14 protein-coding genes, 2 pseudogenes and 1 riboswitch are annotated in these 20177 nt (G+C 48.2%); of the genes and pseudogenes, 11 read left to right on the top strand and 5 right to left on the bottom strand.

Annotated features, from left to right (window positions below; translation table 11 throughout):
* Positions 1–64 precede the first annotated feature (64 nt).
* The 5 genes from rplU to IID12_00285 all read left to right on the top strand — a co-directional run bounded on the left by rplU (position 65) and on the right by IID12_00285 (position 5079).
* On the top strand, positions 65–415 hold the full coding sequence (gene rplU / locus IID12_00305) for a 50S ribosomal protein L21 (protein MCH8287531.1): 351 nt from the start codon (positions 65–67) through the stop codon (positions 413–415).
* Positions 416–432: 17 nt separating this feature from the next.
* Entirely contained in the window at positions 433–687 is a 255-nt protein-coding gene (gene rpmA / locus IID12_00300) for a 50S ribosomal protein L27 (protein MCH8287530.1), read from the top strand.
* A 154-nt stretch (positions 688–841) separates the two neighbouring features.
* On the top strand, positions 842–1765 hold the full coding sequence (mdh, locus tag IID12_00295; protein ID MCH8287529.1) for a malate dehydrogenase: 924 nt from the start codon (positions 842–844) through the stop codon (positions 1763–1765).
* A 102-nt stretch (positions 1766–1867) separates the two neighbouring features.
* The gene (locus IID12_00290; protein ID MCH8287528.1) at positions 1868–3244 is read left to right on the top strand and encodes a tryptophanase; all 1377 of its coding nucleotides are present in this window, start codon (positions 1868–1870) and stop codon (positions 3242–3244) included.
* Positions 3245–3255: 11 nt separating this feature from the next.
* On the top strand, positions 3256–5079 hold the full coding sequence (locus IID12_00285) for a S8 family peptidase (protein ID MCH8287527.1): 1824 nt from the start codon (positions 3256–3258) through the stop codon (positions 5077–5079).
* Between the two features lie 6 nt (positions 5080–5085).
* Here IID12_00285 and IID12_00280 read toward each other — a convergent pair whose 3' ends face one another.
* The 4 genes and pseudogenes from IID12_00280 to IID12_00265 all read right to left on the bottom strand — a co-directional run bounded on the left by IID12_00280 (position 5086) and on the right by IID12_00265 (position 7262).
* Positions 5086–5475 carry a DUF302 domain-containing protein gene (locus tag IID12_00280; protein ID MCH8287526.1) on the bottom strand — a complete coding sequence of 130 codons (390 nt, stop codon included), beginning with the start codon at positions 5473–5475 and terminating at the stop codon, positions 5086–5088.
* 23 nt (positions 5476–5498) lie between these two features.
* Positions 5499–5795: an NUDIX domain-containing protein gene (locus tag IID12_00275; GenBank protein MCH8287525.1), complete on the bottom strand. Its 297-nt coding sequence runs from the start codon at positions 5793–5795 to the stop codon at positions 5499–5501.
* A 108-nt stretch (positions 5796–5903) separates the two neighbouring features.
* Positions 5904–6053 (bottom strand): annotated as a pseudogene (locus tag IID12_00270) (zinc ribbon domain-containing protein).
* Between the two features lie 21 nt (positions 6054–6074).
* Positions 6075–7262, bottom strand: a pseudogene (locus IID12_00265) (spore maturation protein).
* A 148-nt stretch (positions 7263–7410) separates the two neighbouring features.
* Here IID12_00265 and IID12_00260 point away from each other — a divergent pair.
* The 6 genes from IID12_00260 (at position 7411) to IID12_00235 (ending at position 16750) form a co-directional block, all read left to right on the top strand.
* Positions 7411–8322 carry an LD-carboxypeptidase gene (locus IID12_00260; GenBank protein ID MCH8287524.1) on the top strand — a complete coding sequence of 304 codons (912 nt, stop codon included), beginning with the start codon at positions 7411–7413 and terminating at the stop codon, positions 8320–8322.
* Between the two features lie 322 nt (positions 8323–8644).
* Positions 8645–8998 carry a hypothetical protein gene (locus tag IID12_00255; GenBank protein ID MCH8287523.1) on the top strand — a complete coding sequence of 118 codons (354 nt, stop codon included), beginning with the start codon at positions 8645–8647 and terminating at the stop codon, positions 8996–8998.
* A gap of 356 nt (positions 8999–9354) precedes the next feature.
* Positions 9355–9454: riboswitch (TPP riboswitch) on the top strand.
* Entirely contained in the window at positions 9444–11876 is a 2433-nt protein-coding gene (locus tag IID12_00250) for a TonB-dependent receptor (protein MCH8287522.1), read from the top strand. (Overlaps the previous riboswitch by 11 nt.)
* Positions 11873–12529 carry a thiamine diphosphokinase gene (locus IID12_00245; protein MCH8287521.1) on the top strand — a complete coding sequence of 219 codons (657 nt, stop codon included), beginning with the start codon at positions 11873–11875 and terminating at the stop codon, positions 12527–12529. The genes IID12_00250 and IID12_00245 overlap by 4 nt, the downstream gene beginning before the upstream one ends.
* On the top strand, positions 12522–13934 hold the full coding sequence (locus IID12_00240) for a sodium:solute symporter family protein (GenBank protein ID MCH8287520.1): 1413 nt from the start codon (positions 12522–12524) through the stop codon (positions 13932–13934). The genes IID12_00245 and IID12_00240 overlap by 8 nt, the downstream gene beginning before the upstream one ends.
* A 92-nt stretch (positions 13935–14026) precedes the next feature.
* Positions 14027–16750: a pyruvate, phosphate dikinase gene (locus IID12_00235; GenBank protein MCH8287519.1), complete on the top strand. Its 2724-nt coding sequence runs from the start codon at positions 14027–14029 to the stop codon at positions 16748–16750.
* Between the two features lie 288 nt (positions 16751–17038).
* Here IID12_00235 and IID12_00230 read toward each other — a convergent pair.
* A partial coding sequence (locus tag IID12_00230; protein ID MCH8287518.1) for a PD40 domain-containing protein occupies positions 17039–20177 on the bottom strand: 3139 nt, incomplete at its 5' end.

Below are 20177 nucleotides of genomic sequence, written 5' to 3'. Positions count from 1 at the left end.
CATCTGTTTAATATATCCGGCTGTTTAGGAAATAAGTTTCGGAAAAAGGGGTTTTAAATCAATAATGTATGCAGTAGTTGTTATAAAAGGATTTCAGCACAGTGTCAGAGTGGGTGACGAGATCACAGTCCAAAAATTAGAGGGAAAAGCGGGGAGCAAAACCACATTCGATGAAATTCTTATGCTCGGCGAGGGCAAAAAATCTGTTATCGGCACCCCTTCGGTCCCCAAAGCAATAGTCAACGCTACCATCCTGAAGCAGGGTAAAGGCGATAAGATCGTAATGCTGAAAAAGAAACGGAGAAAAGGGTACAAGGTCAAAAGGGGACACAGGCAGGAATTGACATGGATTAGAATTGACGGAATCTCGAACGGCTCCGCTTCAAAATCCAAGCCGAAGCCCGACAAAAAGTAGATTATCCGGAGTTAATAATGGCACATAAAAAAGGTGTGGGAAGTTCAAAGAACGGGCGCGACAGTAAACCGAAAATGCTCGGAGTTAAAGCTTTTGGCGGTCAAAAAGTCACCGCCGGAAGTATTATCATTAAACAGAGGGGCACCAAATTTAAGCCCGGAACCAATGTAAAAAGAGCCAGCGATGATTCACTGTTCGCGCTTATAGACGGTTTAGTAAAATTCGACACCAAAAAGAACAACAGGAAATTCGTGAGTGTCCACGCCCCCTGATGAACTTCAGGGAAAGCTCTCTATCAAACTCCCCATTTTGAACAGTAGTCATATATCTCTTTAGGATCAGTCACGGATTCAGAAGTAAATCGATGAAAAAAATAATTCTTTCCCCGTCTCAACAGGCGGGTAATTTTTTGGGAGGGCTCATAAAATGAAAATAACCGTTGTCGGTGCAGGACACGTCGGAGAGATGACGGCTGTCAGATTGGCTGAGAAGGGATTAGCCAGACAAATAGTTTTAGTCGATATTGTTGAGGGAATTCCGCAGGGCAAGGGTCTCGATATGTTCGAGTCCTCACCGGTCGAGGGATTTGACTGCGAGATAATCGGAACCAACGGGTATGAAGAAACCGAAGGCTCCGATCTCATAATTATTACCGCCGGAATTCCGCGAAAACCGGGAATGAGCAGGGATGACCTGCTGAAAACAAACTCGAACATCATGAAATCCGTTATCGAACAGGTCTCCGGCAAATCGCCAGATTCCATAATTATTGTTGTCAGTAATCCGCTTGACGTCATGGCGTACGTAGCGCTGAAAATTTCAGGGTTTGATCCTACCCGCGTAATAGGTATGGCTGGTATTCTCGACACTTCGCGGTATCGTTCATTTATAGCGTTGGAACTCGGTGTCTCGATCAGAGACATTCAGGCGATGGTTCTCGGAGGACACGGAGATACGATGGTTCCGCTCCCGCGCTACACGACGATCAGCGGGATACCGCTGAGTTTCTTCTTATCGGAAGATAAGATAGAGCCTATATTAGAACGAACCCGGTTCGGAGGCGGTGAGATAGTCAAATACCTTAAGACCGGATCGGCTTATTATGCTCCGTCATCCGCCGTTGTGGAGATGGCTGATTCTATCGTTAATGACAGAAAGAGAATTCTCCCGTGCGCAGTTTGGTTAACAGGACAATACGGCATTGACGGGGCTTATGTGGGTGTGCCGGTGAAGCTCGGAGCCGAAGGGATTGAAGAGATCATCGAACTCGATCTGCAGGAAGCCGAACTCAGAGCCCTTCAGGAATCCGCCGGTCATGTTAAAAAAACGATGGAAGGGCTCGAACTCTAAGCTTCTGGTGCGATCCTGATCTACTTCGTTCCCGCTATGGACTTTCTCCTGTGGAGGAAATAAGTTAAAAAGAAATTTGAGTTCCCATAGGAGACAACACTAATGAAATATCCTTCCGAACCTTTCAGAATAAAGGTAGTAGAGCTTCTCAAAAGGACGACAAACTCCGAACGGAAAGAGCTTCTTCATGAAGCAGGATTTAACGTCTTCAACCTGCCAGCCGAAAGCGTCTATATCGATTTGTTGACCGACAGCGGCACGAGCGCCATGTCGGACAAACAATGGGCCGCGATGATGATAGGAGATGAATCTTACGCCGGCAGCAAGAACTATTTTCACTTCGAAAAGGTGATTCGAGACCTGACGGGATACTCGCATATAATTCCCACACATCAGGGTCGAATGGCGGAAAATTTACTCTTTTCTTCAGTCGTAAAAGAGGGAGACTTCATACCTAATAACAGTCATTTCGACACCACGAGAGCGAACGTCGAACAAAACAATGGAATTGCGCTGGATTTAGTTATCGATGAGGCTAAGGACCCCTCCAATCTACATCCGTTCAAAGGAAATATCGACCTGGAAAAATTGGAGAAGACCATTCTCGAACACGGCAAAGAAAATATACCGCTGGGAATGCTGACCGTAACCAATAATACGGGCGGCGGCCAGCCGGTCAGCATGCAGAACATCAAAGGAACAAGCGAACTGCTGCACGCAAATGGAATTTCATTTATTCTTGATGCCTGCCGTTTTGCCGAGAACGCTTATTTCATAAAGCAGCGGGAAGAAGGTTATTCGGATCATTTGATTAGGGATATAGCAAAAGAGATGTTCTCTTACGCCGACGGCTGTACGATGAGCGCAAAAAAGGACGGACTTGTCAACATAGGCGGCTTCGTTGCTCTCAACTCTGACGAAATAGCGGAAAAGATCACTAACCTGCTCATACTCGTGGAAGGGTTCCCTACCTACGGCGGATTGGCGGGAAGAGACCTCGAAGCAATCGCAGTCGGTCTCGGTGAGGTAACGGACGAAGAGTATCTCTCGTTTCGGATAAACCAGGTCGGAAACCTCGGCGAGATGCTCACCGAAAACGGAATTCCGATAGTCCTTCCTCCCGGAGGTCATGCGATCTATATAGACGCTCTCGGTTTCCTGCCGAATATTCCCCGCGACCAATTTCCCGCCCAGGCGCTCACTGCGGCTCTTTATATTGAAGCAGGTGTAAGAGCGGTTGAGATCGGCAGTCTGATGTTTGCTCATAAAGATCCGGAAACGGGAGAAACCGTATATCCCGACCTCGAGCTCGTCAGGCTTGCGATTCCAAGAAGGGTCTATACGAATATGCAGATGAACTATGTCGCTGAGGCGTTGATAAATCTTTACAAGAACCGCGAAAAGATCAAGGGATTGAAAATCACTTACGAAGCTCCCGTTTTGCGTCATTTCACCGTACGGCTCGAGCAAGTATCTTAGTGCTCCATTTTTTGATCAGAGCAATTCTACTGATCTGCTTACTCTTAATCGGCTCTGCCGGCTCATCTAATGGGAGCGGCAACCCTACGTTTCCGTACATACAAACGGATCTGAACAGACCTGTGACCGAATCTCCTTTGCTCACAGGACTCTATAAAATCCCTCAGGAATCCAACCGGATCATACCGGTCTGGCTGTTTTTCAGTGATAAAAAAATCGAAGATATTAACACGCTGAATGAAAAAATCAGTGAATATACCAAATCACGAAGCAAGCGAAGTCTCGTAAACCGCTATAAATCCGGAAATCCCATCGACTTCAGCGACCTGCCGGTCGAACAGTCGTATATAGATGCTGTAAAGGATCTCACGGTTGACATCAGGCAAGTCAGCCGATGGTTCAACGCCGTGAGCGCCGACATCGAACTGAGTGACTTAGATAAAATTGCCCGACTACCGTTTGTCGCCCGAATAGAACGGGTCAAAAAATTTAAGGTTTCACCACCGCCGCCGGACGGTGCGTTTGAGAATCTGTTGAAAAAGAGTTCAGGTTCGGCTCAGTTTGATTACGGACCCTCCCTGGCGCAGCTTACGCAGATAAACGTCGTCGCCGCACACGAATCCGGATATTCGGGGAAAGGTGTAATCATCGCCATGTTTGATGGCGGGGTCAGAGTAACCCACAATGCATTTAAGCACATTATCGACCAGAACAGACTCATCGCCCAGAAGGATTTTGTATTTAACGACGATAACGTTCAAGACGAGGCAGGCGAAGACATTCATGGACATGGCACGAGTACCTGGTCGGTAGTCGGTGGATTTCAGGAAGGAGCTCTGATAGGCGCCGCATACGGCGCGAGTTTCATTCTCGCAAAAACGGAAGACGGCAGGGTTTTTCCCGACCTGAAATCAGAAGAGGATAATTGGATAGCCGCGGCTGAATGGGTTGAAGAACTGGGTGCAGACATCATAAGCTCTTCTCTTGTATATCTTGATTTCGTGGAAGACATGGATGATTACTCGGTCGATGATCTTGACGGCAACACAGCGCTTATCACCATCGCGGCAGACTTCGCTGTAATGAAAGGAATCACCGTAGTGAACGCCATGGGTAATGAAGGTTCAAACCCCACTTCCCTCTGGGCTCCCGCAGACGGCAATTATGTGATCTCTGTGGGAGCTGTGAACTCTTCCGGATCAGTTGCTACTTTCAGCTCAAGAGGTCCCACCGCCGACGGCAGAATAAAACCCGACCTCATGGCAAGGGGTGAGTTTGCCGCAAGCGCGAGCGGAGCGACCGATTCTGCTTTCGGTCTTTCATCTGGCACTTCCTTCTCGACACCGCTCGTTGCGGGTGCGGCGGCGCTCGTGCTCGAAGCGCACCCGGATTGGACTGCTCTCGAGCTGCGGGAAGCGATGAAAAACAGCGCAAGCAATTCGTGCTTTCCTAACAACGACAGCGGATGGGGGATAGTAGACGTTATGGCGGCGATAAACTATACAGGGCAGGTCGAATGCGACACAACTTCACTCGAAGCTCTTACGATAGGCAATATATTCCCCAATCCATCTCATACCGGCATGTCTAATATACCGGTTAATATCCCTGACGATGAAGAATACAACGGTGGGGTTGATTATTCTCTGATAATCTACAACATCTTGGGCGAGAGAGTGGCGACGGTCGACCGGGGTTTTATATTTCCGAACTCCTATCTTTTCCCATGGAATCACAAGAATGATAAGGGTGGGTTTGCTGCCTCGGGTATCTACTTCGCCGTGCTAATCGTAAAGGGCAAAACCTTCAGCAGGAAATTCGCCGTCCTTCATTAAGGTTCGTCAGACGTTATTCAGCACCTTGGTCAACAGGCTCTTAGCCTCGGAAGAAACCTCCTTCAGAGCGGCAGAATCCTTAGCAACCTCCGATATTATCTCGGGGTTTAAAATCGAAACCGTAGTTCTACCCTCCTCTTCCTCGTAAACTATCACATTGCAGGGAAGGAGAAGACCTACTTCAATCTCGGATTGTAACGCCCGATGGGCGAGATTCGGGTTGCACGCTCCCAAAATAATGTATTTTCTGAAATCGGCACCAATCTTCTTTTTCAGCGTCTCTTTCACGTCTATGGTTGTAAGAATCCCAAATCCTACTTTCTTGAGTTCTTCCGTGACTTTCTCTATCGTATCCTCATAGCTCCCATCAACTACTTTTGTCATGTCGTAGTCCATTATCTATTCCCCTTTTATTGTTATTATTTATCTGAGTGGGATTCCAATCCTTCAAACGCATGGTCGATTATCAGCTTGTGACTTTGAAACGTTAAACGCGGCAGCTCGTCATAATTAAAATACTTTACTTCTAATGCGTCGTCACCGGGAGTGAACTCACTGCTTTCTAACGTTATCTCGTAAGCTATTACCACAACGTCGCCGTAAAAACCACCGATCGTCGTATCCACCATTAGAACTTCCCGGGGGATCACACCGATTCCCGTTTCCTCTTTGAGCTCTCTGATAACCGCTTCAACCGACGTTTCGCCGAGTTCCATAAATCCGCCCGGCAAGCACCATGAACCGATATCCGGCTCCACTCCGCGTTTTACAAGGAGGATCTTTCCATCTATTATAGAGATCCCTACAACGGAGGGAATCGGGTTTTGGTAGAGTACTTTGCCGCAGCTTGAACAGACCGCCCTTTCCCGTTCATCTACGTGTTGAAGCTCTATCTTATCACTTCCGCACTGCGGGCAGAAATTGAATTCAGAAATTCCCGTTCGATTCAGATCAACCAGAATTTTTCCCTTCAGTTCTTAAACAGTCTTATTCAGTTAACCAAACACTAAATTGCTTATCAGTACCGCCCCCAATATTCCGGCTATGTTTCCTGCAAGCGCCGCTGGCAGCGTATGCCTTCCGTTTTTAATTCCTACTGACCCGAAATACACCGCGAGGATGTAGAACGTCGTTTCAGTCGAACCCATCATGCTTGACGTTAACAGACCTATGAACGAGTCGGGACCGTACGTATTCAGCAAGTCGGTCATAACTCCTATCGCTCCGCTGCCGGACAAAGGCATCATGAACGCCATCGGTATCGTCTCGGACGGCATACCGATAAAATTAGTTATCGGAGCGAGCAGAACCGTTATATAATTCAAAGCGCCCGATGCCCTGAAAATACCTACGGACACCAAAATTGCCACGAGAAACGGCATTATCCTAACGGCGACGTTGAATCCTTCCTTCGCGCCCTCTACGAACACTTCATAGACCTTCACTTTTTTGAAATAGGCGTATGAGGGGATAGTGATAAGTACGAGCGGTATCGCGATCGCCGAGATTCCTTCTATGATTGACTGAAACATACCCGCCTCCTATGTCTGTTGTTGTTCCGGTTTAGGTTCCATGCCGGCTGTTCTGTACCGTTTCATCTTTCCTAAAAGTTTTGCGAGTGTCAGCGCCACTATAGTCGAGCAGATGGTCGCAAATAGTATCGTCCCGATCACCCGTGCCGGATCGGCGGAACCTGTCGCAACGCGTATACCTATTACAGTCGAAGGTATGATGGTCACGCTCGAGGCGTTCAAGGCTAAAAAAGTAGCCATTGCGTCCGTGGCGACCTCATCGTTCTCGTTCAGCTTTTGCAGTTCCATCATCGCCTTCAGTCCGAGCGGAGTCGCAGCGTTCCCTAACCCCAGCATATTCGCCGAGATGTTCATTATCATCGCGCCCATCGCCGGATGATCCGCCGGAACGCCCGGGAAAAGCCGTATCATCAGAGGCTTGACGAGTTTTGCGATGATGTTTATCAATCCGGACTCCTCGGCTAACTTCATCAAACCCAACCAGAGCATCATCAACCCTATCAGACCTATGGCTATCTCGATAGAAGTTTTCGACATGTTGAAGGCGCCGCTCGTGACCGCTCTGAGCGGTTCGAGGTCACCGTGGACGATGGAGTTCACAATCGCCACGCCTACACCGATAACGATCAATAAAAGCCAAACTATGTTTATCATCTCTTCTCCGCGCTATGATGAATTGAAAAAAACCTCACAAAAGGTAAATCCACCACCCGCTAATCCGCAAGGTGAATTCCCTTGAGATTTTTTTTCACGAAGGTTAGTTTATCCGTTCGATTTGGAACTGAATGAATAAATTAAAATGAAATATCAGCTGCCCCCTAAATTGAAGGCAGGCGACGGCATCGCGGTAATCGCGCCCTGCTCAGCCGCCGATTCGGACAAAGTCGAAAACGGATTGGCTTATCTCGCCGACCGAGGTTTTATGGTTAAAATAGCGGATAATCTCTCAAACGCAGACGGCTATCTTGCCGGCAGCGACGAAGAGCGATTGAGTTCATTCATAAATTTCTGGAAAGACCCGGAAATCAACGCGCTCTTTTGCGTGCGCGGCGGATACGGAATACAAAGACTCCTCAATCACTTAGACTATGACCTGATAAGTTCCAACCCCAAGATTCTTGTCGGGTACAGCGACATCTCCGCTCTATCAGCTGCACTGTTGGCAAAATCCGGTGTTGTAACATATTCCGGACCGATGGTAGCAAGCGATATGGGTGGAAATTTCGATAATTTTTCCGAGGAGATGCTGTGGAGAACTCTGATGGAACGTCCATCAATATCAAACCCTAAGAATCAGCCGCTGCTCGTCTACAAGAATGGGCAGGCAGCCGGAAACATAATTGGAGGCACGCTTACAGTATTACTTCCCTATTTCGGCACACCTTATATGCCGAACTTGGAAGGAGCGATATTAGTGTTGGAAGATTTAGGAGAGAACCCGGGAAGGCTCGACAGGCACTTTCATCATCTCAGGTATCAGGGTGTTTTTGATAAAATATCCGGCTTGGTTCTCGGAGAGTTCAAAGATTGTTTCCCCGATGATGCCGACCAGTTTGAAGAGTTCAAACCTATCCTCGATTCGGCGCTTAAAGGGTATAATTTCCCTGTTGTCATGAATTTCGCATATGGTCACATAGATACAAGAGTAACGCTGCCGATAGGCGCCCGCGCGAATTTAACTACTGACCCGCCTCAATTCAGTCTGGTATAGTAGCTTGTTAGCTTCATTAATGGAAAATACAAGTTGATCCTCATGTGGCAGTCAGGGTTTGTCCCGACCCGCACCTCAGATTCTCTCCCCTTGAGGGGAGTGTCCGGCTCAGCCGGACGAGGGGTGTAATCGTTCGGTGACGATATTTTTGAAGAAAACATCAAAATCACACCCCCCGCCTGACATTAGTCGGGCAGGTCCGTCCCGATCCCGAAACTTCGGGACGGGACACCTCCCTCGAGGGAGGAGGTTTCGTTTCCCCTCCTTTGTAAAGTCGGGCAAGCCCTGACTCGCACAGAAAGTGTAAGATGGAAAATTTGAAATGATCTGGAGTTTGTTTGCATCGACGGCGGCGATAGTCACGGGATTCATGTCCACGCTCTGCTGCGTAGGTCCCGCTACTTTGAACCTGATCGGGCTCGGGGGACTCAACGTCGGTCCGTGGTTTGCCGAGAACAGAATTTATAATGTAACCGCTACAATCCTACTGCTCGGTGCAGCCTACTACATGGAATATGGAAAAAACGGAACTGCCTCTTCCTCCGTCAAAATTTCCGATGAGGGCAGATCCGTTGAACGACGTAACTGGCGCAAGGCAGTGCTCTGGAGTTCTTACGGATTGATAATCGCTTTTAAGCTCCTCCCTGAAGTCGTTACGTTTGTCTATAATCGCTGATTAACTTTTTCCCTCTACTCATCTGAGTACAGGCAGCACGTGTTAACTCTTAAAACGGTTTTTAAGAGGTTTTTGTCATATCGTTAACCCCCGACTGCACCTCAGATTCTCTCCCCTTGAGGGGAGTGTCCCGGCAGCTGCCGGGACGAGGGGTGTAATCGTTCGGTGACGATATTTTTGAAGAAAACATCAGAATCACACCCCCCGCCTGACATTAGTCGGGCAGGTCCGTCCCGAAGCTTCGGGACACCTCCCTCGAGGGAGGAGGTTTCGTATCCCCTCCTTTGAAAAGAGGGCAAGTCCCGACCGCACAAAACAGAGTATTGCTTCTTTGCATTTAAAAACTTAAGTTATCAGAGAAACAACAGGGGTGGCGGTTCCTCCATACCGCCTGAGAACATACCCTTACAACCTGATCTGGATAATACCAGCGGAGGGAGGCAAAATGAATTATCTGAATATCATCACCGGAGTAATTATTACACTCGTTCCAATATTCTCCAACGCTCAAATCAGCAGTGAAATATCAGGCAGCGTAAGAAACGCCATAGATAACAAGCCTATTTTTGGAGCTAACGTACTCATAGAAGGCACTACGTTCGGCGCCGCCACAAATGAAAGCGGTCAATTCATTATTCGCGGCGTGCCGGCCGGAGAATTCACCATAAGCGCGGGTGTGATCGGGTACGATGTCCGGAAACAAAAGATAACGGTCGGACAGACCGCTCTTTCTGTGCTCTTTTCTCTTTATCCGAGGATACTCGAAGGAGAAAACGTTGTGGTGAGCGCAACCCGGGCGATCAGCGGGAAAACCCCGGTAGCATTCAGTAATGTGGATTCAAGGACGCTGACCGAAAAATATTCCTCTCAGGAACTCCCGATGCTCCTCGACGAAATCCCGAGCCTCTACTCCTATTCCATGACCGGAAGCGGAATGGGTTACACGGAGATAAAAATCAGGGGTTTTGACGCCACAAGAGTTGCCGTAACCCTGAATGGCGTTCCGCTGAACGACCCGGAAGACCACGTGACTTATTTTTATGATATAGCAGACCTCTCCGCCAATATACAAGACGTTCAGGTTCAAAGAGGCGTCGGTAACTCACTATATGGGACTGCCGCTATCGGAGGTTCGATTAATATACTGACGAAAGGCGCCGGCACAGAACCGGGAATTACTCTTTCAGGAACGTCCGGTAGTTACAATACGCGAAGATTAAATTTTTCTTTTGGAACCGGCTACATTGAAAACAAGTATTCCGCCTACGGAAGATTTTCCAAATTACGAACGGACGGATACCGGACAGACTCCGGCGTCGATTCATGGTCGTATTTTTTATCCGGCAGCCGCTATGACCGTGATATGACGACCACGTTTAACGTATTCGGTGGACCATTGGTGGCAAAATTCGCATGGTTCGGTATCGGTAAGGATCTCTTAGATGATGACGATCTGCGCCGCTCAAATTTTTATTCGCCAAGCGAAGAAAATGAATTCTTCGACGAGCAGGTGGACGATTTTTTACAAAGCCACTATCAGTTAATCAACGACTGGAGAATAAATGAACAAATCAGATTCGAGAACACCTTCTTCCATGTAAAGGGCGACGGTTTCTTTCAGGATTATAAATCTGACAGAAATCCTGTCGAGTATAACCTCGTTGGTGTTGAAACCACTGACCTCGTGCGAAAGAAGAACGTTGATAAATCACAATGGGGATGGCTCCCCAGATTTACTTTCACGAAAGCCGGCTGGTCGCTGGCATTGGGAGCAGAGTTCAGCTTCTATAACGCAAAGCACTGGGGTGAAGTTATTTGGGTAAAAGAGAACAATCAAACGCCGCCTAACAACAAATATTACGGGTACGAAACCGGTAAACAATCCTCCACTATTTACACTCACGTAGTATACGGTATAGACGAAAATACAGACCTGATGTTCGACGTTCAATATCAGCATATCGGCTATGATTTCGATCAGAACCCGATAGGCGCCTTCAAAAACGATTATGAATACAGTGTGAACTATAACTTTCTCACACCCCGAATGGGTATTAATCGCAGGCTGAACAGCAGCATAACGGCATTTGTCAATTTCTCCGTTGCCAATCGCGAGCCGAGAGACGCGGACATTTATGACGCCGACGACCCTTATGCCGTACCTCGTTTTGAATTAAACCCGGACGGCACACCGAACTTCAGCAAACCGCTTATAGGACAAGAAACCCTCTATGATTACGAACTCGGAGGCGCATGGCGGAACTCAAATGCATTTTTGAAACTTAATTTATTCTATATGGACTTCAGGGATGAGATAGTTCCGACCGGACAGGTGGACGATATCGGATTAAGACTGTACTACAACGCCGTGAAGTCTATTCACCGGGGAATTGAGGCTGATGCTTCCTGGTCTTTAACGAACGGGGCGTATATCTCCGGAAATTTTAGTCTCAACGATAATTACTTTGTCAGTTACAATGAACCGGGATATGACATCGAAGGGAAGCTGTTTCCGATAGACCGTTCCGGCAATAAAATTTCCGGCTTTCCCGATTACCTCGCGGGAATTAAGGTAGGGTACAGAGGAAGTACAATCTCATCGTTCCTTTATACACGGTTTGTGGGTGGGCAGTTTCTTGACAATTCCGGAACAGCTGATTTATCGATAAACGCACATAGGATTGTTAATTTCTTCCTGAGTTATGACTATAACAACGCCGGAAACGCTATTCCTATCCGAATCCAGCTTAACGTCAATAATATTCTTGATACGAAATATGAGACCAGCGGCTACGTGTACTACTATCAGGGATTTATTCCCGAATATATTCCCGCCGCCTTAAGAAACGCATATATAACTGTCACGCTCAAGTTTTGACCGACATACAAAAGTCGGTTGTTATTGGAAACGGAGACTTCATTCTCAATGATAGAATTAAGGCTCTGCTCGATTCCTCCGAAAGAATAGTCTGCGCGGACGGGGGAGCTAATCACCTGACTGACACCGGTTACTCACCCGTTCTTATTATCGGAGATATGGATTCTATTCTTCCGGCGACCGTTAAGAAATTCAATAAAACAGAAATTATCGAAGATACCGATGAGAACACGACCGACAGTATGAAGGCGATCGAGTATGAAATATCTCAGGGTATGGATGAGATAGTTCTCCTCGGCGCGACAGGAAAAAAGATCGACCATTCGCTCGCGAATCTGAGCTTGCTGAAGCGGTACGATCAACTTGCCCGTCTCACTATCCTTGACGACTTCGCGGAAACTGTATTCGTGCTGAAGGACCTGACTTTTGAGGCGGAAATAGGAAGAAAAATTTCACTCATGGTTCTCGGTGGTTCATCCTGGGTTACCACAAAAGGATTAAAGTGGGAGCTTGACGGGGAACTGCAATCGTTCGGTCCCTTCGGAGTCAGCAATCAAGTCTCGGAACCATCTGTCACTGTCAAGGTATTCGGAGACGGATTATTTCTGTTCAAACTATTCGAAAAAAGCGATGGTACACCGATAGTTGGATAAAATCACCTTCAGCGGAATCGACATGATCCTGATATTCCTGTATTTTTCGACAGTCGTATTCATGGGATTTCGGGCAGGAAGGAAGAAAAACAACGATCCCGAGAACTTTCTTTTGGCTGGAAGACGCCTGACGGTACCCGGATTCGTGGCTACGCTTGTTGTCACTTTTTACGGGGGCATATTGGGGATAGGCGAATTTTCTTATCAACACGGGGTTTCCACCTGGATTGTTCTCGGTTTTCCCTTTTATATTTTTTCAGCTCTCTTCGCTGTCTTGCTTGCGGGTAAAATTCGAGAGGGAGAATCTCTTACAATGCCCGACAGATTGTATGAAAGTTTCGGGAAAGCCACAGGCATATTCGGCAGCCTGTTGATATTCCTCATTTCTTCACCGGCGCCTTATGTCTTGATGCTCGGAGTTCTGCTTCAGCTTATATTCGGGTGGAGCTTCGGTCTCTCAATAGTGATAGGGGCTCTGCTTTCGGTAGTATATATTTATTCCGGCGGATTCAGCGCCGTGGCTCAAACGGATAAATTGCAATTCGTTTTGATGTACTCCGGGTTCGTTATGCTGCTGTTTTTTGCCGTCAGTGAGCTCGGCGGAATAGGTTATATTTCTTCATCCGTCCCCAATCTTCATCTCACATGGCAAGGTAGTATTAGTATAGAATACATAATCGTCTGGTTCTTTATAGCCCTGTGGACGCTTGTGGATCCATCATTCCACCAGCGCTGCGCAGCCGCGAAAAATCCATCCGTAGCCCGCAAAGGGATATTCATCGCCATTGGTTTCTGGGTATTATTTGACTTTATGACCATCAGCGCCGGACTTTATGCCAGAGCATTGCTGCCCGGAATAAGTCCCGTTCAGGCATACCCGCTTTTGGCTGAGGCATTACTACCGCCCGTCGCCAAGGGTCTGTTTTTTATCGGAATGCTGTCAACAATTATGTCGACTGTGGACAGTCTTACGCTGATATCCGGAGCTACCATCGGAAGAGATCTGATCTGGAGACTCAGAAAAAATAGAGCGGACGACAGCGTATCAAATACAAAGATAGGTATTATAATAACGCTGATCACAGCGATTGTGATTTCATACCTGATTCCCTCCGTAATCGGGATATGGTACTCGTTCGGGAGCGTGCTTATACCGGCACTGCTGATTCCTGTCGTATCGACATATTTCCCCCGCTATCGCTTACTGGGGAATCACACACTCTGGTTAATGCTTTCCGCATTCACCATATCTTCGGTTTTGCTAATGATCGGTTTCTACAATGGTTCCCAACTTGAACCGCTTTATCTTTTTGGGGTAGAGCCGATATTCCCCGGGCTTGCTGTGTCGTTCATGCTTTTTTTTATCTTCCGGTGGATGACAATTCGGTCTCGGCTTAACACTTAACACTCGGATTGCATTTAGGAGTAACTTTCGCTAAATTTCGCACCCCTAAATGCGGGATGAAATTTGACACCTATTAAATCAGGAATTATCAGATGAAATATGTTTATTCTTTCGGCGGCGGAGAAGCTGAAGGCGCCGCCGACATGAAAAACCTTCTTGGCGGTAAAGGCGCTAACTTAGCGGAAATGAGCAATATCGGTATCCCCGTACCGCCCGGATTTACTCTGACTACCGAAGCATGCGTCTATTTCATGGAACACGATCAGACTTTACCCGACGGACTCGAAGACGAAGTTGCAGAGCATCTGAATAAAGTGGAAAATTCTCTCGGACTCGTCTATGGCGACCCTGAAAATCCTCTCTTATTTTCTGTGCGTTCCGGTGCGAGACAATCGATGCCCGGAATGATGGATTCCGTATTGAATCTCGGTCTGAACGATAAGACATTAGAGGGTTTTATTAAAAAGAGCGGTAACGAACGCGCCGCCTGGGACTCGTTCCGCAGGTTCATTTATATGTATGGGAACGTTGTACTCGGAGTTGATTCCTCGAAGTTTGAAGCTCTTATCGAGGAAATGAAAAAAGACCGCGGAGTTGATTCTGACTCTGATCTTAGCGTAGAAGACTTGAAAACGCTTACCGATAAGTATAAGAATCTGGTCGAGGCGGGAACGGGGAATCCGTTCCCCGATGATCCCCTTGAGCAGCTCTGGGGAGGGATTCTTGCAGTATTCAAATCCTGGAACATAGGGCGCGCAGTTGAATATAGACGAATACACCACCTGCCCGACCACTGGGGAACCGCTGTCAACGTCCAGTCGATGGTCTTCGGCAACATGGGCGAGGCTTCCGCAACCGGAGTGGCTTTTACTCGTGATCCGGCAACCGGAAAAAATATTTTCTACGGCGAATATCTTGTGAATGCCCAGGGGGAGGACGTCGTTGCGGGCATAAGGACGCCGCAGCCGCTTAACGATGCCACTAAATCGGAAGATTCACAGATCACGCTTGAAAGCATCATGCCGGAACTTTATAACGAGCTTAACGACATCAGGAACAAATTAGAAAATCACTACCGGGACACGCAGGATATAGAATTTACGATCCAGGAAGGCAAGCTCTGGATGCTTCAAACCCGTGCCGGAAAGCGTACCGCTCACGCCGCCCTGAATATAGCCGTTGATATGGTGGAAGAAGGGCTTATCTCAACCGATGAGGCGCTTTTGAGAGTTGATCCTGAGCAGCTGAACCAGCTTCTTTTTCCGATATTCGATTTTAACGACCTCGATAAAGCAAAATCTGACGGTCGCTTTTTAGCGCGCGGACTGAACGCCGGACCCGGAGCCGCTACCGGTAAAGTAGTTTTCACCGCCGACGAAGCCGTCAGGTTGAAAGAGCGGGGCGATAAAGTCATATTGACGAGGATTGAGACATCGCCGGAGGATATCGCCGGGATGAATGCCGCAGAGGGTATCCTGACCGCACGGGGCGGCATGACCTCGCACGCCGCTATAGTCGCACGCGGTATGGGCAAATGCTGTGTCGCCGGCTGCGGTGCGCTCGAAATCGACTACGCTTCGAAACAATTCACGGTCGACGGTAAGGTCGTAAAAGAAGGGGACGAAATATCCATCAACGGCAACACGGGCGACGTGATATTGGGGGTGGTCGGCACCAGTCCGTCGGAGATAGTTCAGGTTGTTGCCACTAAAAGTATGAAAGCTGAAGATTCGGAATTGTATCAGAAGTTCGAGAAACTGATGACATGGGCTGATGAAAAGAGAAGACTGAATGTTCGGGCGAATGCCGACACTCCGCACGACTCTGAAGTAGCTCTGTCATTCGGCGCGGAAGGTATCGGACTCTGCCGCACTGAACATATGTTCTTTGAAGGTGATCGAATCGACGCGGTCCGGGAGATGATACTTGCCGATGATAAAGAGGGCAGGCAAAAAGCGCTCGATAAACTTCTGCCGATGCAGCGCGAAGATTTTATCGGAATTTACAAAGCGATGAACGGACTTCCCGTAACGATCAGAACTCTCGACCCTCCCCTTCATGAGTTCCTCCCGCACGATGAGGATGATATCCGAAATCTCGCCGATAAGATGGGCGTAACCTTCGAGAAACTTCAGGCTAAGGTCAACTCGCTTCACGAGGTCAACCCGATGCTCGGCCACAGGGGATGCAGACTCGGACTTACCTATCCGGAGATCACAGCGATGCAGGCTCGCGCCATCATCGAAGCCGCTGTTGAAGTCAAAAAATCAGGGACAGACGTTAAGCCGGAGATTATGATCCCTCTCGTCGGACACTGGAAGGAACTACGGGATCAAAAGGCTGTAGTGACGGCAGTCGCGGACGAAATACTCTCGAAAACAGACGTAAAAATCGAATATCTGATAGGCACGATGATAGAACTCCCCCGTGCTTCCCTAACGGCTGACCAGATAGCCAAAGAGGCTGATTTTTTCTCGTTTGGAACGAACGACCTGACGCAGACGACTTTCGGATTCAGCCGCGATGACGCAGGAAAATTCCTCGGCGAGTACGAAGAGAAAAAAATTTACGAGCGCGATGTCTTCCAGACGATAGATTTTGACGGTGTGGGCGAGCTCATAAGGATCGGTGTGGAAAAGGGCCGCTCAACACGACCAGACCTCAAGATCGGTATATGCGGCGAACACGGCGGTGACCCGCTCTCGGTGGAATTCTGTCACAACTTGGGTCTCGATTACGTTTCCTGCTCACCCTACCGCGTGCCTATCGCCCGCCTCGCCGCCGCGCAGGCGGTGCTTAAAGAAAACGCTGATTAAATAACTTTTGCAGGGGCAGGTCACTCTCTGTCCCCGTATAATTGACTTCACAGCGTGGCAAATTAACGCAGGCACCCCTCTTCGACTTCCCGCCAGACATCAGTCCTGCCCGGCAAGCGGTCAGACAGGCGGGCTGGCGCTCAGGGTGACTGCGCCACATCGTTAATCGGAGAAACACTAATAATTCCCCTCTTGAGAGGGGTGGATTTTTTTCGTGAATACGGAAAAAAGACGGGGTGTGTTTCTTCTCGGAGTAAATCCCCTCCCTCGAATAGATCGACGAGCCGATTAATCTCCGTTCAGCATCGTCTGAACTTTAGCATCTTCCTCAGTCCAGAAAAACGGCTCGAACTTCTCTTTGTCCCCCGTAAGTTTATTCAAATTATCGGCGTCAAAGAGCTCGCCGTTTTTCATTACGTACAGGATATCAACTGTGTTCATTATATTGTCCAACGGATTTGAATTAAGAACTATCAGGTCGGCGATCTTGCCCTTCTCCAGCGAACCGAGGTCGTCCTGTAATCCACCCGAATAAGCCCCGGTCATGGTTGCGCTCTTCAACACGTCGTGGTTGGACATACCGCCGGATGCCATCATCCAGAGCTCCCAGTGAGCGCCGAGTCCCTGCTGTTCGCCATGCGAGCCGAGTCCGACATATCCCCCCGCCTCTACGATATCTTTTGCTCCTTTTGCTATTTCTTTGAAATGGTAATCGTCATCGAGCAAAAGCGTCCGGCGCCTGCCTTCTCGGTCGATTTCTCCATGAGAAGTAAATTTACGCAATTTTTCATCGGCGTGGATGTCATATTTTCCGCGCCAGTAATTCTGTCCGAATTGACCGCCGTAGGATACTATCAGCGTGGGCGTATAATACGTCTTTGCCCGCGCTATCAGCTCGGTAACGTCTCTGTAGAGGGGTACGATGGGAAGGCTGTGCTCGAAACCGGTATACCCGTCAAGTACCATAGATAGATCGGTCTTCAGGTCACCGCCTCCTTCCGCAGTCGTATTCAACTCGTTCTTCATTGCTTCCATAATGACCCATTGCCGTTGTATTCGGCGTGACTGCATATACTGCTTGAGAAAGTCAGCGCCTATCTCCTTGTACCTTCGGACGTGGTGCATGGCTGCCTTTTTATCGGGAATCTTAACGAGACCCGGAAACATGACGTCACCCGTACTGTAGATCCTCGGTCCGAGTATATCTCCGTGCTCGACCATCTCCGCAGCGGCAAATACCTGCTTGTTGGAATTGGAGGGATCGCGAGTTGTCGTTACTCCGTAAGCAAGATTAGCGGCATACGATGCAACCCTGTCCGGGAAGATATCCGGCTGCGGTCCAAGATGAGCGTGGATATCCACAAAGCCGGGAATAACCGTTTTGCCGCTCAGGTCTATCTTTTCCGCCCCCGCCGGGATAGTGAGACTCCCGGAATTTCCTATTGCCGTTATCCTGTTTCCTTCGACAATAATGTCCCCATTCTCTATTACTTCATAACCGTTCATCGTGATTATCCGGGCGTTAGTCAGCGCTACTTTACCCGAAGGAACATCCCGCTTAACTGTCAACTTGATTTCAAACGTCGTTGGATTGAATTCCGGTTTCTCTTCTTCCTCCTCGTCTTCCTCTTCACTGTCGGTTGAATCGGATTCTTCCCCCTCTTCTTCGTCATCGCCGTTTTCCGAGTCTTTTTCGTCATCATCCTCCGGTTTCTCGATAAATTTTGCTCTTACCGAATCAAGAGAAAGGGTGAAAAACTTCTTTGCGTATCCCCACGTTATATCTTTTCCCGAATTTGTCCAATTGATATAAAACGCTCCTTCTTTGGTTATCTGCTTAAGGGGTACAGGAGAGTCGCTCGTCGACATCTTTATCTCATCTTTGCCGAGTCGTGGAAAGGCGGATAAAAATGCGTTGTTATAACTCGTAAAAAATATCCATTTTTCGTCCGGGGAGGGTACAATTTGGGTAGGTCCGGTAAATATCAGGTGCGTTTGTTCATCTATGCCGTCGGTTCTGATCGATTTGAACGCAGTCTTTCCCGGTTCTTCCGGTGATTCTGAGGGCAAACTGTCGGTGAAATATACTCTTGATGCGTCCCTGTTGAAAAACGTCCTTGATAGACTGCCGGGGGAGCGCATTATTCTGTTTAATTTTCCACCCTTCGAGGACATCCACACCAGGTCTTTGACTTCACCGAATTCCTCGGCGAGCCACGCTTTCGAACTTCCGGCAACGAATAATATTTTTTTTCCGTCCCGCGAAAAAGAAGGATAAGAATAGAAGCCGTCACGTTTTGTGAGCTGTTTGGGTTTCCCCCCTTTTGCAGATACCTTCATCAGATGACCGCCAACTTTATCCGACCAGGATACGTAGATCACGTCTTTGCCGTTGGGAGAGAAGACCGGCATATATTCTAATCGTTTGTCTTTGGTAAGTCTTTTAATTCTGCCGTTTTTCGTCTCCATGACGTAAAGCTTCCCCACAGCGCTGAACACTATCTTTCTTCCGTCAGGAGAAACCGAGGGCCATCTGACCTGCCTCACCTCGATGTCAGCCTCGGTGATCTTATCTTTAAAATAAACAAGCGGTCCAAGTCCCTGATTTACGTGCGCATTAAAAGGAATTACGCTGTCGCTCCTTCCATCCACCGATATTTTGTGTATCTTACCGCCGTAGCTGATCACAATGTATCTTCCGTCCGGAGTGAAACTGTAACCCGGCAATACGTCGTTGACGGCGAATCCTTCCTGATCGTCTCTCTGAGTGGGATAAGCCAGCCAGTGTTCTTCCCGCGTCTCGAGATTTTGAAGCATGAGTCCGGTGTGAAAATCATACCGCGTGGCATAAGCCATCCACTTTCCGTCAGGAGAGATCTCCGGACGAATCGCTCCGCCGTATACCGATGTTATCGTCTGCCGTTCACCGGTTATTAAATCCACTTTCCTCACCTGAAACCTTCCGGTAGTGGCATTGTACTTAAATCCGCCGGCGTGTGAAGAAAAATAAGCGTATCTGCCGTCAGGAGAAAAAGATGCGCCGCTGTTGTGGGTTTCAGTTTTATCTTTGGACACGACTATTCCTTTTCCACCGTCTTTGTGGTACATCCAGAGCAGACTCTTTCTCAGATAGCTGTTATAAGGATATTCACCATATTTACGAGCTATTACATAATCCCCCGCCGGTAACCATGAGGGAGAACCGAAGTTGTAATCCTTTTCCTTCGTAACAGCTCTCGGTTCTGAGCCATCGGCATTCGCCACGTAAATGTCGTCGTTCCCGTCTCTACGGGAGACAAAAGCGATGCGCGTGCCGTCTGGGGACCAGACTGGGTCACGGTCGATCCGCTCATTAGTATTGAAATATTTTTCGATGAGTAGCCGCCCGCCCGTACCGTCGGCGTTTATTAGGCGTATCCGCCAGTCG

Source organism: Candidatus Neomarinimicrobiota bacterium (assembly GCA_022567655.1).
Lineage (GTDB): Bacteria > Fidelibacterota > SORT01 > SORT01 > SORT01 > JADFGO01.
The sequence above is the reverse complement of the archived record's forward strand: the minus strand, read 5'-3'. Positions and strand labels throughout refer to the sequence as shown.

Bases quoted from the DNA above. Each gene is read 5' to 3' on its own strand.
- IID12_00255 (MCH8287523.1), top strand. From the start codon at position 8,645: ATGATCTGGAGTTTGTTTGCATCGACGGCGGCGATAGTCACGGGATTC.
- rpmA (MCH8287530.1), top strand. From the start codon at position 433: ATGGCACATAAAAAAGGTGTGGGAAGTTCAAAGAACGGGCGCGACAGT.
- IID12_00280 (MCH8287526.1), bottom strand. From the start codon at position 5,475: ATGGACTACGACATGACAAAAGTAGTTGATGGGAGCTATGAGGATACG.
- rplU (MCH8287531.1), top strand. From the start codon at position 65: ATGTATGCAGTAGTTGTTATAAAAGGATTTCAGCACAGTGTCAGAGTG.
- IID12_00290 (MCH8287528.1), top strand. From the start codon at position 1,868: ATGAAATATCCTTCCGAACCTTTCAGAATAAAGGTAGTAGAGCTTCTC.
- mdh (MCH8287529.1), top strand. From the start codon at position 842: ATGAAAATAACCGTTGTCGGTGCAGGACACGTCGGAGAGATGACGGCT.
- IID12_00250 (MCH8287522.1), top strand. From the start codon at position 9,444: ATGAATTATCTGAATATCATCACCGGAGTAATTATTACACTCGTTCCA.
- IID12_00235 (MCH8287519.1), top strand. From the start codon at position 14,027: ATGAAATATGTTTATTCTTTCGGCGGCGGAGAAGCTGAAGGCGCCGCC.
- IID12_00260 (MCH8287524.1), top strand. From the start codon at position 7,411: ATGAAATATCAGCTGCCCCCTAAATTGAAGGCAGGCGACGGCATCGCG.
- IID12_00275 (MCH8287525.1), bottom strand. From the start codon at position 5,795: ATGGAACTCGGCGAAACGTCGGTTGAAGCGGTTATCAGAGAGCTCAAA.